The sequence below is a fragment of the Vibrio sp. Vb1337 genome (assembly GCF_033338715.1).
GTDB classification, from domain to species: domain Bacteria; phylum Pseudomonadota; class Gammaproteobacteria; order Enterobacterales; family Vibrionaceae; genus Vibrio; species Vibrio alginolyticus.
Map to the genome: position 1 here is coordinate 59,323 of NZ_JAWOTD010000002.1, position 15,984 is coordinate 75,306.

At 47.1% G+C, this 15,984-nt stretch carries 15 protein-coding genes; 11 read left to right on the plus strand and 4 right to left on the minus strand.

The genetic code is table 11. The features are described 5' to 3' along the window. Positions 1–29 precede the first annotated feature (29 nt). The 6 genes from R7E42_RS02150 to R7E42_RS02175 all read left to right on the plus strand — a co-directional run bounded on the left by R7E42_RS02150 (position 30) and on the right by R7E42_RS02175 (position 7,228). On the plus strand, positions 30–1,199 hold the full coding sequence (locus R7E42_RS02150) for an isovaleryl-CoA dehydrogenase (protein WP_005373245.1): 1,170 nt from the start codon (positions 30–32) through the stop codon (positions 1,197–1,199). A gap of 115 nt (positions 1,200–1,314) precedes the next feature. Next, positions 1,315–2,922 carry a carboxyl transferase domain-containing protein gene (locus R7E42_RS02155; RefSeq protein ID WP_318072295.1) on the plus strand — a complete coding sequence of 536 codons (1,608 nt, stop codon included), beginning with the start codon at positions 1,315–1,317 and terminating at the stop codon, positions 2,920–2,922. Positions 2,923–3,027: 105 nt separating this feature from the next. Further along, positions 3,028–3,810 carry an enoyl-CoA hydratase-related protein gene (locus R7E42_RS02160; protein WP_017633676.1) on the plus strand — a complete coding sequence of 261 codons (783 nt, stop codon included), beginning with the start codon at positions 3,028–3,030 and terminating at the stop codon, positions 3,808–3,810. After that, a complete protein-coding gene (locus tag R7E42_RS02165) occupies positions 3,803–5,851 on the plus strand; it encodes an acetyl/propionyl/methylcrotonyl-CoA carboxylase subunit alpha (protein WP_318072296.1) in 2,049 nt (682 codons plus the stop codon). Before R7E42_RS02160 ends, R7E42_RS02165 begins: the two co-directional genes overlap by 8 nt. Then, positions 5,832–6,734, plus strand: a complete 903-nt coding sequence (locus R7E42_RS02170) for a hydroxymethylglutaryl-CoA lyase (RefSeq protein WP_005382683.1) — start codon at positions 5,832–5,834, stop codon at positions 6,732–6,734. Before R7E42_RS02165 ends, R7E42_RS02170 begins: the two co-directional genes overlap by 20 nt. A 173-nt stretch (positions 6,735–6,907) precedes the next feature. After that, positions 6,908–7,228: a DUF1840 domain-containing protein gene (locus R7E42_RS02175; RefSeq protein ID WP_005373256.1), complete on the plus strand. Its 321-nt coding sequence runs from the start codon at positions 6,908–6,910 to the stop codon at positions 7,226–7,228. A gap of 98 nt (positions 7,229–7,326) precedes the next feature. On the opposite strand, the gene R7E42_RS02180 is transcribed toward R7E42_RS02175, so the two are convergent. Beyond that, positions 7,327–8,193, minus strand: coding sequence for a mechanosensitive ion channel family protein (locus R7E42_RS02180; RefSeq protein ID WP_005373258.1), 867 nt, complete (start codon positions 8,191–8,193; stop codon positions 7,327–7,329). Between the two features lie 337 nt (positions 8,194–8,530). Here R7E42_RS02180 and R7E42_RS02185 point away from each other — a divergent pair, with 337 nt between their 5' ends. Beyond that, positions 8,531–9,079, plus strand: coding sequence for a sugar O-acetyltransferase (locus R7E42_RS02185; RefSeq protein WP_318072297.1), 549 nt, complete (start codon positions 8,531–8,533; stop codon positions 9,077–9,079). A gap of 9 nt (positions 9,080–9,088) precedes the next feature. Here R7E42_RS02185 and R7E42_RS02190 read toward each other — a convergent pair whose 3' ends face one another. After that, entirely contained in the window at positions 9,089–10,522 is a 1,434-nt protein-coding gene (locus R7E42_RS02190) for a PLP-dependent aminotransferase family protein (RefSeq protein WP_318072298.1), read from the minus strand. Between the two features lie 136 nt (positions 10,523–10,658). On the opposite strand from R7E42_RS02190, the gene R7E42_RS02195 reads away from it, so the two are divergent. The 3 genes from R7E42_RS02195 to R7E42_RS02205 are packed head-to-tail and all read left to right on the plus strand — an operon-like array spanning position 10,659 to position 13,208. Continuing rightward, on the plus strand, positions 10,659–12,023 hold the full coding sequence (locus R7E42_RS02195; protein WP_318072299.1) for a cytochrome ubiquinol oxidase subunit I: 1,365 nt from the start codon (positions 10,659–10,661) through the stop codon (positions 12,021–12,023). A gap of 28 nt (positions 12,024–12,051) precedes the next feature. After that, positions 12,052–13,059, plus strand: coding sequence for a cytochrome d ubiquinol oxidase subunit II (gene cydB, locus R7E42_RS02200; RefSeq protein WP_176311489.1), 1,008 nt, complete (start codon positions 12,052–12,054; stop codon positions 13,057–13,059). A 20-nt stretch (positions 13,060–13,079) separates the two neighbouring features. After that, positions 13,080–13,208, plus strand: a complete 129-nt coding sequence (locus R7E42_RS02205; RefSeq protein ID WP_005373267.1) for a DUF2474 domain-containing protein — start codon at positions 13,080–13,082, stop codon at positions 13,206–13,208. Between the two features lie 69 nt (positions 13,209–13,277). Here R7E42_RS02205 and R7E42_RS02210 read toward each other — a convergent pair whose 3' ends face one another. Both R7E42_RS02210 and R7E42_RS02215 read right to left on the minus strand, forming a co-directional pair. Further along, on the minus strand, positions 13,278–14,033 hold the full coding sequence (locus R7E42_RS02210; RefSeq protein ID WP_318072300.1) for a PhzF family phenazine biosynthesis protein: 756 nt from the start codon (positions 14,031–14,033) through the stop codon (positions 13,278–13,280). Between the two features lie 177 nt (positions 14,034–14,210). Beyond that, positions 14,211–15,092, minus strand: coding sequence for a LysR family transcriptional regulator (locus R7E42_RS02215; protein ID WP_262595992.1), 882 nt, complete (start codon positions 15,090–15,092; stop codon positions 14,211–14,213). Between the two features lie 97 nt (positions 15,093–15,189). On the opposite strand from R7E42_RS02215, the gene budA reads away from it, so the two are divergent. Further along, entirely contained in the window at positions 15,190–15,975 is a 786-nt protein-coding gene (gene budA, locus R7E42_RS02220) for an acetolactate decarboxylase (protein ID WP_053304714.1), read from the plus strand. Positions 15,976–15,984: the final 9 nt, after the last annotated feature.

Genomic DNA, 15,984 nt, shown 5'->3' on the forward strand with positions numbered 1-15,984 from the left:
TGTAGGTGACGTAAAGGCAAGGACACGCAATGAAATCTACCTACTCTTCCCTGAACTTTGTTTATGACGAAAATACCGATTTGCTTCGCGAGCAAATCAATAGTTTTGCTGCAAGAGAAATTGCGCCGCTAGCGCAATCTATCGACCAAACTAACGACTTTCCAAACCATCTTTGGTCCAAATTAGGTGATATGGGTCTTTTAGGTGTGACCACCAGCGAAGAGTTTGGTGGTGCAGGCATGGGCTATCTCGCCCACGTTATCGCTATGGAAGAAATCAGCCGAGCATCCGCTTCGGTTGCGTTAAGTTACGGCGCTCACTCCAACCTTTGCGTCAACCAAATCCACCGTAACGGCACACAAGCGCAAAAAGAGAAATACCTACCTAAGCTCATCTCCGGTGAACATATCGGCGCCCTTGCAATGAGTGAACCCGGCGCCGGCTCTGATGTGGTCTCTATGCAGCTTAAAGCCGAACGTAAAGGCGATATTTTCCTGCTAAACGGCAACAAAATGTGGATCACCAACGGCCCTGATGCACACACCTATGTTGTCTACGCAAAAACCGACCCAAGCCAGCACTCCAAAGGCATCACGGCATTTATTGTGGAACGCGGATTCCCTGGATTTACTCAAGCACAAAAACTCGACAAGTTGGGTATGCGCGGCTCGAATACGTGTGAGCTGGTCTTTCAAAACTGCGAAGTCCCTGCGGAAAATATTCTCGGCGAAGAAAACCAAGGCGTGAAAGTATTGATGAGCGGTCTCGACTACGAACGTGTGGTGCTTGCAGGCGGCCCACTTGGCATCATGCAGGCGTGTATGGATATCGTTGTGCCTTACATTCACGACCGTAAACAGTTCGGTAAATCCATCGGTGAATTCCAGCTAGTTCAAGCAAAAATCGCGGATATGTACACACAAATGAATGCCGCTAAAGCGTATGTTTACGCCGTCGCTGCCGCTTGTGATCGCGGTGAAACCACACGTAAAGATTCTGCTGGCGCGATCCTCTACAGCGCAGAGCTGGCAACCAAGATGGCACTGGATGCGATTCAACTACTTGGCGGTAACGGCTACATCAACGAGTTTGATACGGGCCGTTTGTTGCGAGATGCCAAGCTGTATGAAATCGGTGCGGGCACGTCAGAAATTCGCCGCATGCTTATTGGTCGCGAATTGTTTAACGAAAGCGCCTAATCATCATACCTAGGCGGTTCGAACTCGAAACAACTTCCTTATTCAATCTAAATCTTATTCAACCTAAATAAAGACGGGTGGTGACACCCGTCTACCGAATGGAGATCGGCTATTTATGGCTTGTTTGACGACCAATATTAATACCCATTCAGAGCAGTATCAGGAAAACTACCGCTCTATGGCGTCACTTGTAGATCAACTTTATACCGTGACTGCCCAAATAGAAGATGGTGGCGGTGAGAAAGCCCGCGAGCATCAGCAGAAGAAAGGCAAACTTCCGGTACGTGAGCGCATTCTTGCCCTACTCGACCCTGGTTCGTCCTTTCTAGAAATTGGTCAATTTGCTGGCTGGGATGTGTATCCAGATTACGTTCCATGTGCTGGAGTGGTTGCCGGTGTGGGTGTAATTGACGGCACCGAGTGTATGATCGTTGCCAACGACGTGACGGTAAAAGGCGGCAGTTACTACCCACTCACCGTGAAAAAGCACTTAAGAGCACAAGAAATTGCAGAAAAATGCCAACTGCCGTGTGTTTACTTAGTCGACTCTGGCGGCGCTAACCTACCCCGCCAAGATGAGGTATTCCCAGATAAAGACCATTTTGGCCGTATTTTCTACAACCAAGCCCGTATGTCGGCCAAAGGCATTCCACAAATTGCGGTGGTCATGGGGCTATGTACCGCTGGCGGCGCTTATGTTCCTGCCATGTGCGACGTATCCATCATAGTCAAAGAACAAGGCACGATTTTTTTGGCAGGTCCACCTCTTGTAAAAGCAGCGACAGGTGAAGAAGTCAGCGCGGAAGATCTTGGTGGCGCAGACGTTCACTGTCGCACCTCTGGCGTGGCGGACTATTACGCAGAAAATGATCACCACGCGTTAGAGTTGGCAAGACAAGCGGTTTCTCAAATTAACCACTTGAAACCCGTCCAACTCAAGCAAAAAACGCCACTGGAGCCGCGTTTTCCTGCCCAAGAGCTGTACGGCATCGTCGGAACCGATCTCAAAAAGCCGTTTGATGTTAAAGAGGTCATTGCCCGAATTGTTGATGATTCCCAGTTCGATGAATTTAAAGCCTTGTTCGGCGAAACCTTGGTCTGTGGCTTTGCCCATATTCACGGTATGCCGATTGGCATTGTCGCTAACAACGGCATTCTATTTTCAGAATCAGCACAAAAAGGCGCGCATTTTATTGAGCTGTGCGCACAACGCAAAATTCCTCTGCTTTTCTTGCAGAATATAACGGGCTTTATGGTCGGTCAGAAGTACGAAGCCGAAGGCATCGCCAAACATGGTGCGAAAATGGTAACTGCTGTTGCGTGTGCAGACGTGCCGAAGTTTTCCGTAGTGATTGGTGGATCGTATGGCGCAGGAAACTACGGCATGTGTGGCCGCGCTTATGATCCAACCATGATGTGGATGTGGCCAAACGCGCGCATCTCCGTCATGGGTGGAGAGCAAGCGGCTGGCGTGATGGCGCAAGTGACCCGCGATATCAAAACTCGCAAAGGTGAAAGCTGGAGCGCGGAGGAAGAAGAAGCGTTCAAACGTCCAATTGCGGAGCAATATCAGACTCAAAGTCACGCTTATTACGCCAGTGCTCGTTTGTGGGACGACGGCATTATTGACCCTGCGAAAACCCGTGATGTTGTCGGCATTGCTCTGTCTGCTGCGCTTAATGCGCCAATACCAGACAGCAAATTTGGCATCTTCCGTATGTAGCCGGATGCAAGGCAAACCTTAACTCCTCGCGAATACCGATGTTTATACAAGTAACGGTTAGCGAGCATTGGAATAGAGACTGAAATGTCAGACAAAGGAAGTCACATGACCGGACTACTGCTTGAAAAAGACAGCAATGGCGTTGCTTGGTTGAGCCTCAATCGACCAGAGAAACACAACGCGTTTAATGATGAATTAATTGCTTCACTTATCGAAACCTTGGAAAAACTTGAGAGAGACGACTCTCTACGTGCATTGGTACTAACGGCGCAAGGGAAACACTTTTCTGCGGGTGCGGATCTTGGCTGGATGCAGTCAATGGCCACCAAAACCGAGAGTGAAAACCTGCAAGATGCACAGCAACTAGCAAAACTTTTGCATACGCTGGATACCTTTAGCAAACCGACTATTGCTATGGTGCATGGCGCTGCATTTGGCGGCGCACTTGGGCTTATCTGCTGCTGCGATATCGCTATTGGTACACCTGAAAGCCGCTTCTGTTTGAGTGAAGTGAAGCTCGGTTTGTTACCCGCCACCATCGGACCTTACGTAATCCGAGCGATTGGACAACGACAAAGCCGACGCTACTTTTTAACCGCGGAACTGATTGATGCCGAAACCGCGCTATCGATGAGTATTCTTCATCAGATAGACGCTCAACCACGTGAAGCCGTCAATCGCACCATTGATCACCTGCTCAACAACGGTCCACAAGCCATGCAGGCTGCAAAAGCACTTTGTTTACGCTGTGATAACCAACCTATCGATCATTCATTAATTGAATACACCAGCCAAGCTATTGCAACCGCTCGCGTGTCCAGTGAAGGACAAGAAGGACTAGCTGCATTTTTTGAAAAGCGCGCCGCCAATTGGAGGAATCATGTTTAAAAGAATACTGATCGCAAACCGCGGTGAAATTGCCTGCCGAATCATTAAAACCGCAAAAAGCATGGCTATCGAGACGGTTGCCGTCTATTCCGAAGCGGATCGCAGCAGCTTACATGTTAAACAAGCGGATTTCGCTGAATTCATTGGCCCCGCTCCGGCGAGTGAATCGTATCTCGATATCGATGCGATTATCGGCGCTGCGAAAAAATGGCAAGCCGATGCTATCCACCCTGGGTATGGTTTTCTTTCCGAGAACCCGAAACTGGCGAAAGCGTGCAGCGAAAATGGCATTGTTTTTATTGGCCCTTCCACCAGCGCAATTGAAGCAATGGGTTCGAAGTCGCAAGCCAAAGCCATCATGTCTGAGGCGAACGTGCCCTTGGTTCCCGGCTATCACGGCACAGACAACAGCGTAGAGCACTTATTAGCGGAAGCGGAAAAAATCGGTTACCCAGTGATGCTTAAAGCAACACAAGGTGGCGGCGGTAAAGGCATGCGAGTGGTCTATAGCGCAGCCGAAATGCCTCTGGCCATCGACGGTGCGCAGCGTGAAGCACTTTCAAGCTTTGGCGACAAGCAGCTTCTAATCGAAAAATGTATATTGCAGCCTCGCCACGTTGAAGTTCAGGTATTTGCTGACCAACATGGCAACTGTGTCTATCTTTCTGATCGCGATTGCTCCATTCAACGCCGTCACCAAAAAGTAGTCGAAGAAGCACCAGCTCCCGGTCTTAGTGATGAACTGCGTAAACAAATGGGTGAAGCTGCGGTTCAGGCCGCTCAAGCGATCGACTATGTTGGCGCTGGCACGGTGGAGTTCTTACTCGATAGCCGAGGTCAATTCTACTTCATGGAGATGAACACCCGTCTGCAAGTTGAGCACCCTGTCACTGAATTGATCACCGGCGTTGATTTGGTGGAGTGGCAATTCAAAGTCGCAGCTGGCGAGCATTTACCTATTTCGCAATCTGAAATCACCCACGACGGCCATTCAATTGAGCTGCGAATTTACGCAGAAGATACAGACAATGACTTTATGCCGTCGACTGGCCGCATTGACTACTTAAAAGAACCCGTATCAGACAGTAATGTGCGCCTAGCGCGCGTACGCGTTGATAGTGGTGTTACCCAAGGCGATAGCATCAGCGAATATTACGATCCAATGATCAGCAAACTGATCGTCTGGGGGCAAACTCGTGATATCGCACTAAAGCAGCTTAAGCAGGCGTTAACTCAATATCACGTACGTGGAGTAACGACAAACATTGGTTATCTGCACAGTATTATTTCGCAGCCAGCCTTTGCCGAGATTGAGCTCGATACAGGTTTCCTCGTAACACATCAACAAGGCATAAATGAGCAGCAAGACGTGTCGGATTCAATCTGGCTTACATTGGCGGCGGTTGCTCACCGGAATGATCTCATTTCAAAATCAGACAGCTCAACGTTACCCGCGCCAACCAGACGAGGTTTTAGACTGTCAGTTGACAACGTTTACCGATTTAACTTCACGGATGCCAATGCCAACCATCAGGTACGTTTGCAACAATCATCGCAAGATACAGGATCTCACTTCACTGTCCGATGTGGTGAGGAGCTGCATCAGGTCATCCTGCTTGAAAGTGACAACCAGATTATCGTCGATATTGATAATGTGCGTTACACCTTTAATGCACTTAGCGATGAACAAAGAACAACACTATTTTATCTTGGTCAGCAGCGCACGTTCGCTCATCAACCTAACTTTGACTCTGCAAAAGATGTAGATGATGAACTAAGTCCAACCGCACCACTCAACGGCATAATTTCAGCAGTTATGGTGGCTAAAGGTGACGAAGTGGCGGCGGGCGTTCCGCTTTTGGTACTCGAAGCAATGAAAATGGAATACACCATCACGGCTCCGGTCGCAGCAACAGTCGACGAATTGTTTTATCAGCACGGGGACCAAGTACAGCACGGTTCCATACTGCTGAATTTGTCTTTGATATCGGATAACGTCAGTGAAGATAAGGAGCGCGAATATGCTACCAGCGAAGGTTAATATCGTCGAAGTCGGCGCTCGTGATGGTCTGCAAAATGAAACGGCAGTGACGCTGGTTGATAAAATCCGTTTGATTAACCAACTAAGCAGCAGTGGCTTAAAGCATATTGAGGCGGGATCTTTCGTCTCTCCAAGGTGGGTGCCTCAAATGGCCGATTCCGATCAGGTGTTTGCTGGTATCTCAAAAAAGCCTGACGTGGTTTATAGCGCGCTCACACCAAATCTCGCAGGGTTAGAACGTGCGCTGGAAAGCGGTGTAAAGCGAATTGCGGTGTTTGGCTCCGCTTCAGAAACGTTCAGCCAGAAGAACATCAACTGCAGCATTACCGAAAGTCTCGCTCGATTTGAACCCGTTATCGAATTGGCGAACCAGCACAACATTCCTGTACGCGGGTACTTGTCTTGTACCATGGTGTGTCCATATGAGGGAGTAATCAAGCCAGAGCAAACTACCAAGGTCGCCAATACGTTGTTTGATATGGGATGTTATGAGATTTCGCTCGGTGATACTGTCGGTAAAGCAACGCCTAATCGCGTTATCGCCATGCTGGATTCGTTGTTAACGCTACTGCCAAAAGACGCGCTCGCAGTACATTTTCATGACACTTATGGACAAGCATTAGCCAATATCTACCAAGCCTTGTTAATGGGCATCAACACCATTGATAGCGCAGTAGCGGGGCTCGGCGGCTGCCCTTACGCGAAAGGAGCCAGTGGTAATGTTGCAACGGAAGATGTACTTTATCTGTGTGAGCAACTTGGGATTGAAACGGGCGTTGACCTTAGCGTCATCAATGAAGCGGGTTGGCAAATTTGCCGCGCGTTAGGAAAGTCTCCTGCTTCTAGGGTCGCATTAGCTCTGGGCGATCCGTATAGCTTGTAAATCATCAACAACCAATCAGGTAATGTATTTCAACGGGCATGCAGACGTACGTGCCCGTTTTTTGTTGTTACTCATAAAAACCTTAACGCTCAACGGTCTTCATCACATTAATTAGTGTCTGATTTCAGCTACAATTTAGTTTCAAACCGAACATATAAAACAGGATCAGGTAAATGCTCATAACATTTCGTTGTCGAAGCCACTCAAACGTCACAATGTTTGGTGATATTGCATTAGATATGCTCAAAATGATGGGTCACAGCGGCACGGTGCCGGGATCAATTTCCGCTCAAGATGTTCCTGACGCGCTATCAAGATTAACTTCTGCTCTATCTGCGAAAAATGCAGCTGAAGAAAACCTCCCTACTGATGTAGACGAAGAGGAAGAACAAGCAGAGCCCGCGGTAAGCCTAGGACGCAGAGCGTTTCCACTGATTGAGTTGCTAAAATCAGCAATCAAAGAAGAATGCGAAGTCATGTGGGACAACCAATAACGCCTTCAAACTGGTTTCTAGCGAGGTGAATCCGTGTTGTGACCGCCTCGCTATGGTTACTCGACACCAAGATAAGAACACCAATACCGCTTATCGCCCTATCCGTTTCTCTCCCTAGACAACTTGATTTGCCCATCAATGTGCACATCTCGTTGTGGAAACGCGATTTCAATGCCGTGCTTTTCGAAAGCTTCGTAGATTTCAAAACGCATGGCACTTGCGACCGAGCGAATACCGCCCTCAACCGTTGAGTTAATCCAAAAATAAGATTCGAAGATCAAAGCATTGTCACCAAAGTCTTGAAAAAACACATCTGGCGCTGGCGAACTCAGAACTTGCGCTTGCTGCGAAGTCACTTCCGCCATTAAGGCAGCAACCTGTTTGACATCGCTCCCATACGCGACACCGACGACGACAGAGCCACGAACTAATCTGTCGCATAACGTCCAGTTGATCACCACGTTCTCAATCAACTGACTGTTGGGTATGAGCATATGAACACCATCGGTTCGTCTGATTCTCGTTGAGCGTGTATTTATTTGCTCGACAGTGCCTTTGGCGCCCTCAACCTCTAAAAAGTCCCCAATTCGGATTGGCTTTTCACCAATCAAAATCCAGCCACTTATGAAGTTGTTAATGATGTTTTGCGCACCAAAACCGAAGCCGATAGCGATGGCACCAGACAGAAAGGCAAACGCGGTAATTGGCACATTGATCATCGAAAGTGTGGTCATAAAAATAATGGCGAGAGCGATGACAAATAATATCCGTTTAACCAAATGAATAACGTTTGGATCTTTCCCCGATGAGGACATTCTTGACGTAACGGTTTTGATTAAAATTTTGGACAACCATAAAGCGACAATCACCCATGTCGGCACCATCAATATCGCCCACAACGTGATAGGTTGTTCGTTAAAGGTAAACAGTGTTGTTTCTAAAAATGAAATGACCCGTTCGAACATAAAGTGCTCACTCTTGATTCATCGTTGCCAGCAAGCCAGAGCGCATAAGTCTTATATTTTTAGCCCAATCGATAGCGCAAGCGGCTCAATTAAGTTTTTCTTATTAACTATATTGTAATCTACGTAAAACGCTTCGAGTGGTTTCCCACTTTGGCTTCAACCGATTAAGCCATTTAGGGAGCACGTCTTTGTGTACTAAACGAGCCAATCAACCAACTGGATACGCAAGGCAAATCAGTGATAACTTTCTGATTTTTAAGCGTCAAATTTTCACTTCGAATCACTCTCACTTATTATTATGCACCTTATTGCAATTTATATTGATGGAATGATTGTTATGTCAGAACTGACTCGGATGCGCTCTGGAGAAACCTATAATTGTCTAGATGAAGAACTAAAGCTAATGCGCGCCAAAACTGCGCAGCTTGTCTTCCAGTTTAACCACGAGCCAAACCCAGTTATCCGCAGACAACTATTGGAGGAAATGGGCGTCCAATTAGAAAGCAGCGCCTGTATAGAGCCACCACTTCAACTTACCTACGGTTGCCACTTGTCCATCGGGGAAAACACCTACATCAACTGGGATGCCATTATTCTGGACAATGGGCAGGTTGAGATTGGCGCGAACGTTATGATTGGGCCTAGAGCGCAAATTTACACAGCCGCTCATTCACTCGATACACAAAGACGCTTAGCCGGAGATGAGATCGCCAAACCGGTAAAAATCGGCAATAACGTTTGGATTGGTGGGGGCGCTATCATACTGCCAGGCGTGACCATTGGCGATCAGGCCGTCGTTGGCGCTGGCTCTGTCGTAACCAAAGACGTTGCGCCGGGCGATCGAGTCGTTGGAAATCCGGCGCGCTCCATTAAACCCAAAAACTGAAGAAAGTGGCTATTTCGCCAAATGATCGCGAATAATATTGGCAAGCAGATTGAGAGCATGAACGTATTTGTCATTGAGCTCAAAAGAAGCGTTAAGACGAATACAGTGATCGTATTGTTCTGTCAGGCTGAACATCTTTCCCGGTGCGATGCTGATATTATCTTTTAGCGCTTCTCGATATATCTGCAAGGCGTCAATATGCTTGGGGAGCTCTAACCAAATAAAGTACCCGCCGCTTTGGCTTAACACGTTGACTGCTTCAGGTAACAGCTCACTGAGCAGACCCGTCATCTTACTTTTACGTTCAAACAGCTTTTTCCGTAACTGCTTCAAATGAGATTCATAATTGCGGCTTGTTAAATAATGCACCAATGTCATTTGCACTGGTGCACTCGTCGCTAATGTACTCATTAGCTGTAACTTTTGTACCTCTAGCGCCCGCTTTCCTGCCGCAACCCAACCAATACGTAGCCCTGCGATTAATGATTTTGAAAACGAGGAGCACAACATGGTATTGCCCGTGTCATCAAACATTCTTAGTGGGTAAACCGAGTCATTCTCGGCATGCAGTTCGCTGTACACATCATCTTCAATCACTGGCACGTTATATCGCTGTGTCAGCTCAATCAGCTTTTGTTTTTTCTCGTTGGAGAGCGTAAAACCCAGAGGATTCTGGAAGTTCGACATAAGCCAACATGCTTTCACATCGTGTGTTTGCAGCGCTCGTTCCAATGAATCTAGGTCAATGCCCGTGACCGGGTCTGTTCTTACTGAGAGCGCTTTCAAACCTAACCGCTCTAAGGATTGCAATGCGCCATAGAATGCAGGCGACTCCACAACCACCCAATCTCCCGGTCTTGTACAAGCTTGCAAACTGAGCGTTAACGCCTCCAGCGCACCTGCCGTAATGACAATTTCATCGGGTGAAATTTCAATGCCTTTCGCAGCATAACGCTTCGCGATGATGGTGCGTAATTGTTCGTTTCCCGGCGGTAAGTTATCAAAGGTGGTGGAAATCGGCATATTGCGAGCGGCTGCGCTCATCGCCCGATTCACGTGATATCGTGGGTACAAACTTGGGTCTGGATAGGCAAAGCCAAAATTGATCATGGATGGATTTTTACTCGCCTGCAGAACATCAAAGATAAACTCATTGATGTCTACCTGCTCTGTCCACGAAACCGCGGCTGGCGCTTGGGGTTCATTTGAACTCTTAATATTGGGCGCGACTCGATAACCAGATCGCGGCTGTGAGGTGACCCAGCCTTGAGATTCCAGAATTTGATACGCGTGCAACACCGTCATCAAGCTCAAACCCGAGTGTTCAGATTGGCGACGCAGAGAAGGCAGCTTGTCACCCGGATGCCATATCCCCGATTTTATCTGCCTTTTAAGCTGTTCCACTAACTCTTGATACTTCGCCAAACGCAAATCCCCTTTCATAAAGCCGAATTCAAAACAATAACACTTCAATATTTAATCTGTTATAGGTTTATAGTCACTGTCTGTACCTACTTCCCTCATTCCGCTCCTTTTAAAATAGCTCTCTCATAAAACTTAAAAGATCAAAGGAAGTTTAATGTTTGGCCTCGACGCATTTATGCTTGCACGGATACAGTTCGCCTTTACCGTATCCTTTCATATTATTTTCCCCGCTATCACCATAGGTTTGGCCACCTATCTCGCTGTGCTGGAAGGCTTATGGCTAAAAACACGTAATCCCGATTACCAAAATCTCTATCACTTCTGGTCGAAAATTTTTGCGGTTAACTTTGGAATGGGTGTTGTATCTGGTCTTGTCATGGCCTATCAATTCGGCACCAACTGGAGTGGTTTCTCCGACTTCGCTGGTTCTATCACAGGCCCATTACTGACTTATGAAGTGTTAACGGCTTTCTTTCTCGAAGCCGGATTTCTTGGCGTAATGCTGTTTGGGTGGCGTCGCGTCGGCGAAAAGCTGCACTTTTTTGCAACCTCGATGGTGGCGTTAGGAACGATCATTTCGACGTTCTGGATTCTCGCCTCCAACAGTTGGATGCAAACGCCACAAGGCTATGAAATTGTCGACGGACGTGTGGTGCCAACCGACTGGTTTGCTATCGTTTTCAATCCTTCATTTCCTTATCGTTTGGCGCACATGAGCGTCGCGGCTTTCGTCAGTTCAGCACTCTTTGTAGGCGCGTCAGCCGCTTGGCATTTATTGAGAGGCAATCAATCGACTGCGGTAAAAACCATGTTTTCGATGTCGCTCGGGATCTTAGTGTTCCTTGCGCCACTCCAAGCCGTGATTGGCGATGTGCACGGGCTAAACACCTTGGAATACCAGCCCGCCAAAATCGCCGCCATCGAAGGACATTGGGATAACAGCGATGGCAAACCAACCCCATTGATTTTGTTCGGCATGCCAAACATGGAACAAGAACGCACAGACTATGCCTTAGAAATTCCTGTTTTAGGAAGTTTGATCCTACGCCACAGTTTAACTGAGCCAATCCCGGCGCTGAAAGACTTTCCGAAAGAGGAACGACCGAACTCACCTATCGTCTTTTGGTCATTTCGAATCATGGTCGGGCTAGGACTTCTGATGATTTTACAGAGCTTCTACAGCATATGGTTACGAAAAAAGAACACGCTTTATACCTCGCGTTGGTTCCTCAAGTTTTCATTATTTATGGGGCCATCTGGTCTTATCGCAATACTCGCTGGCTGGTTTACGACAGAGGTTGGTCGGCAACCTTGGGTCGTTTATGGCGTACAAAAAACGCGTGATGCGGTTTCTGCACACGGAGACCTACAAATGAGCATCAGCCTGCTGTGTTTCCTGGTTGTATACAGCTTGGTATTTGGTTTTGGTTATTACTACATGATCCACCAAATCAAGAAAGGCCCCGATGCAATCGAACACGATGAGCACGACATGACGACCGTTTCAGGCCGCATCTAGAATTTGTCACAAAGTGAAGGTAGAAAATATGCATTTTGATTTATCCGTGATTTGGTTCGCGATCATCGTTTTTGCCACTTTGATGTACATCATCATGGATGGCTTCGATTTGGGTATTGGAATACTGATGCCCTTCATCAAGGATGAAAAACAAAAAGACGTCATGGTCAACAGTGTCGCGCCAGTTTGGGACGGCAACGAAACTTGGATTGTGCTAGGAGGTGCATCTCTATTTGGCGCTTTTCCGATGGCTTACGCGGTGATTATTGAAGCGCTAACCATCCCTTTAACGTTGATGTTGATTGCTTTGATCTTTCGTGGCGTCGCGTTTGAGTTTCGCTTTAAAGCATTGGAAAGCCACTTAAAGTTCTGGGATCGCTCTTTTATGGTCGGATCGATTTTAACCACGTTTTTCCAAGGCATCGTTGTTGGCGCGGTAATTCAAGGCTTTGCGGTGGAAAACCGCGTCTTCGTAGGTAGCCAACTCGACTGGCTCAGCCCTTTTCCCATCTTTTGTGGTTTGGGTTTAGTCGCAACGTACGCGCTGCTTGGTAGCACATGGCTCATCATGAAGACGGAAGGTGAACTGCAAAACACGATGCACCGCTTCACTAACAAAACACTACTGGCGATGATCTCCGCATTAGTCATTGTGAGCGCTTGGACTCCACTTGCTTACCCTGCCATTGCGGAAAGATGGTTTTCTCTGCCTAATTTGTTCTACTTACTGCCCGTACCTGTCATTACTGGGCTGGTATGTTTGAAGATTGCCGACTCCGTTAAAAAGCGTAAAGAGCGCAGCCCTTTCGTGATGGCGTTAGTGATCGTGATTCTCGGGTTCGCTGGGCTTGGCATCAGTATCTGGCCAAATATCATTCCTCCTAGCATATCAATATGGGAAGCAGCGGCTCCTGCAAGCAGTCAGCGCTTTATGCTCGTTGGAGCAGTGATCATCATCCCGATCATTCTGGCTTACACCTTTTGGAGTTACTACGTCTTCTCCGGAAAAGTAAAAGAAGGCGAAGCGTACCATTAACGAGTTGATAAGGAGTGAGTATGAAAATCAAAAATTGGTGCCGCCAATGGGCTTGGATGGTTGGAATATGGGTCGTTAGCGTCGCTGCATTAGGGTTAGTGTCTATGTTATTTCGCGTCATGATGACCGCTGCAGGGTTAAAATCTTAGCTCGGCACTTTTAAGTCAATAAAAAATGGATGCCTCTAGATCTTGTGTAAGAGCTAGAGGCGTTTGCATTCAAGTCCGACTTTTCACGTGTGCAGACAATACGATCGTAGATTCTAAACCGCGAGCCACTTCAAAATAACCACCAGCACGAGATAGCTGACGAGCCGTCAATTTTTCTTTGCCTAGCTTTTCAAACCAATAAGGCGCCAATGAGCACTGAGCCGAACCTGTGGCAAGATCTTCTGAAATACCGATTTTAGGTGCAAAGTAACGCAGCACATAGCCACTATCAGAACTTTGAGCCGTCACGATGACCGCATGAAACTCATCAATTTTAATCAGCTCATCAAAGTTAGGTTGATAGAGAACAACATCATCTTCGGACTCGAGAACAACAACCAAATCACGCGTTGTAAAAGCATCTACGGGGCGATTGGAAAAACCTGAAATATCCAAGGGGATGGCATGAGGCTTGGCTTGCCAACTTGGCATCACGATCCTGTACATTCCATCAAGTTCAGTAACGGTAATATGGCCATACTGGCTTTTTAGAATGATCTCATTCTGATGATAGTTGGAAATGATTGCAGCGCCTGCGCCCAAACTTCCGTGTCCGCATAGGTTGATCTCTCCTTCTAGGCTAAACCAGCGAATGTGGTAGTCAGTGCCAGACCGAACCATAAATGATGTGACAGGTTGAGCGACCTGATGAGTGATTTGAAGTAGTTCAGAATCACTCAGCCAGTGATTTAGTTCGACAACGCCACATGGATTACCTTGAGCTAACTCATCACAAAATACATCATATATTTGCGCTTTAATCATCCGTCATCCTTACTGTTTAACCATGCATTAAATCCAGTTCCTCGTCATTATCATCTCGATGAAACGAGAGTTCAGCTATCAAGTCAACTTGATGTAGGTAATATATACGACAACAGAGTCGCAATCTTCAGTAAGTTTTGTTCGTTGGGTACAATCGACAGGTTATATGACAAAGCTTTAAGCCTCAACATGACCGATGTGCATGGCTACTTTTAGCGCTTGTTTATTGAGATTAGACGCCTCCCAAGCAACAACAACACGACTAGTGAGAGGGATATCATCAATCTCGGTGACTGTCGCGGAATCATCGAGATGTTCAGCCAGTGAACGCGGAACGAGAGCAATACCTAACCCAGCCTGCGCCATGGCTATCGTCGTACGAAGTTGCGGTGCTGCGAACTGTGGTTCGAGCCTTACTCCTGCGTCGGCAAAAAGTGTGCTCATGCCATCAAACAATGCGGGTCCAGTCTCTCGTGGAAACAGTAAAATTTTATGGCCTCTCAACTGTTTCATCTGGATACAGGGATATTTTGCCAGTTCGTGCCCCGCCGGAATCACCGCGACAAACGGGTCGTTAAACAACACCTTGTGTTCAAAAGGCTCACTGGCGTAGCAGGGTAGCCGCATGATTGCGAGATCAAGTTGTTTGCTTTTTAACTGAGTGGCAAGCGCTGGCATTGACAGTTCCGCCGTCTGTAAATGAACCCCATTCTCTTGAATACGCCCAATTCTCACCAATACCTTAATGCAAGTTGATGTTGACGTCGCGAACCCGATTTTAACCTGCGTATTTTCACCACGGGCAATCTGTCGAGCTTTTGCTTTAGCGCGTTCCACATCAGCAAGAATATTTACCGCATCCGTATAAAAGACTTGCCCTGCATGGGTCAGCTCTACTCCTCTAGACAAGCGCTTAAATAGGTCCACACCAAGCTCATGCTCTAACTTTTTGATTTGTTGACTTAAAGGAGGTTGCGCAATCCCTAGCTGTTCAGCTGCTCGGGTAAAGTGACGAGTCTCGGCGACCGCGACAAAATACTTCAGGTAGCGAAATTCCATATATTTTCCATATCAAAATAAATCTTTTTTATATTGGATTTAGCACCGTGTAGAAGTCAATCTAAATATACTCTTCATTGCATAACTGGTCTTACTCATGCGTGGATTTTATAACCCTCTATGTGCTTGTTCGCTTGAAGTAGCGAAAGAATTTTCTGAATACCATCACGTTACCGGAGATGGTGAGATTTATCAGACTTCGTTAATGAGTGCTTTGATAGCTGGTGTTTACGAAGGCTCGACAACCATAGAAGAACTGCTGAAACATGGGGATTTTGGTTTAGGTACGTTCAATGAATTGGATGGTGAGTTGATTGCTTTTGATAAGGAAGTTTTTCAACTCAAGTCGGATGGCTCCGCAAACCCGGCAGACCTAGCGCAAAAAACGCCCTTTGCTGTCATGACTTTTTTTAAGCCTGATATCGAGCTGCCATTGACATCGCGCATGTCACGTCATGAAGTCCATAGCCTCATAGACGACCTGGTTCCAAGCGATAACCTATTTTGCGCAGTGCGCATTGATGGTGTTTTCGATTCAGTTCGTACTCGTACCGTACCTAAACAAACACGCCCTTATCGGCCAATGCTTGAAGTGGTCAAAGAACAACCAACGTTCCGCTTCACGCATAAGCAAGGTGTGGTCGCCGGCTTTCGCAGTCCTAAATATACGACTGGCATCAATGTGCCCGGCTATCACGAACACTTTATTACCGATGACCGCCAAGGAGGTGGTCATATTCAGGATTACAGCATTTCGTCAGGGTTCCTCCAGATTGGCAAAGTCTCGCGGCTAGTGATTGATACCCCAGTATCGACAGACTTCCTCAACGCCAATTTGGCTCCGGAAGATATAAATACCGCCATAGAAAAGGCGGAAAAGTAACAAAGTCAG

Excerpts from the sequence above, each read along its gene's own strand:
- R7E42_RS02150 (WP_005373245.1), top strand. The coding sequence starts at position 30 with ATGAAATCTACCTACTCTTCCCTGAACTTTGTTTATGACGAAAATACC.
- R7E42_RS02155 (WP_318072295.1), top strand. The coding sequence starts at position 1,315 with ATGGCTTGTTTGACGACCAATATTAATACCCATTCAGAGCAGTATCAG.
- R7E42_RS02160 (WP_017633676.1), top strand. The coding sequence starts at position 3,028 with ATGACCGGACTACTGCTTGAAAAAGACAGCAATGGCGTTGCTTGGTTG.
- R7E42_RS02165 (WP_318072296.1), top strand. The coding sequence starts at position 3,803 with ATGTTTAAAAGAATACTGATCGCAAACCGCGGTGAAATTGCCTGCCGA.
- R7E42_RS02170 (WP_005382683.1), top strand. The coding sequence starts at position 5,832 with ATGCTACCAGCGAAGGTTAATATCGTCGAAGTCGGCGCTCGTGATGGT.
- R7E42_RS02175 (WP_005373256.1), top strand. The coding sequence starts at position 6,908 with ATGCTCATAACATTTCGTTGTCGAAGCCACTCAAACGTCACAATGTTT.
- R7E42_RS02180 (WP_005373258.1), bottom strand. The coding sequence starts at position 8,193 with ATGTTCGAACGGGTCATTTCATTTTTAGAAACAACACTGTTTACCTTT.
- R7E42_RS02185 (WP_318072297.1), top strand. The coding sequence starts at position 8,531 with ATGTCAGAACTGACTCGGATGCGCTCTGGAGAAACCTATAATTGTCTA.
- R7E42_RS02190 (WP_318072298.1), bottom strand. The coding sequence starts at position 10,522 with ATGAAAGGGGATTTGCGTTTGGCGAAGTATCAAGAGTTAGTGGAACAG.
- R7E42_RS02195 (WP_318072299.1), top strand. The coding sequence starts at position 10,659 with ATGTTTGGCCTCGACGCATTTATGCTTGCACGGATACAGTTCGCCTTT.
- cydB (WP_176311489.1), top strand. The coding sequence starts at position 12,052 with ATGCATTTTGATTTATCCGTGATTTGGTTCGCGATCATCGTTTTTGCC.
- R7E42_RS02205 (WP_005373267.1), top strand. The coding sequence starts at position 13,080 with ATGAAAATCAAAAATTGGTGCCGCCAATGGGCTTGGATGGTTGGAATA.
- R7E42_RS02210 (WP_318072300.1), bottom strand. The coding sequence starts at position 14,033 with ATGATTAAAGCGCAAATATATGATGTATTTTGTGATGAGTTAGCTCAA.
- R7E42_RS02215 (WP_262595992.1), bottom strand. The coding sequence starts at position 15,092 with ATGGAATTTCGCTACCTGAAGTATTTTGTCGCGGTCGCCGAGACTCGT.
- budA (WP_053304714.1), top strand. The coding sequence starts at position 15,190 with ATGCGTGGATTTTATAACCCTCTATGTGCTTGTTCGCTTGAAGTAGCG.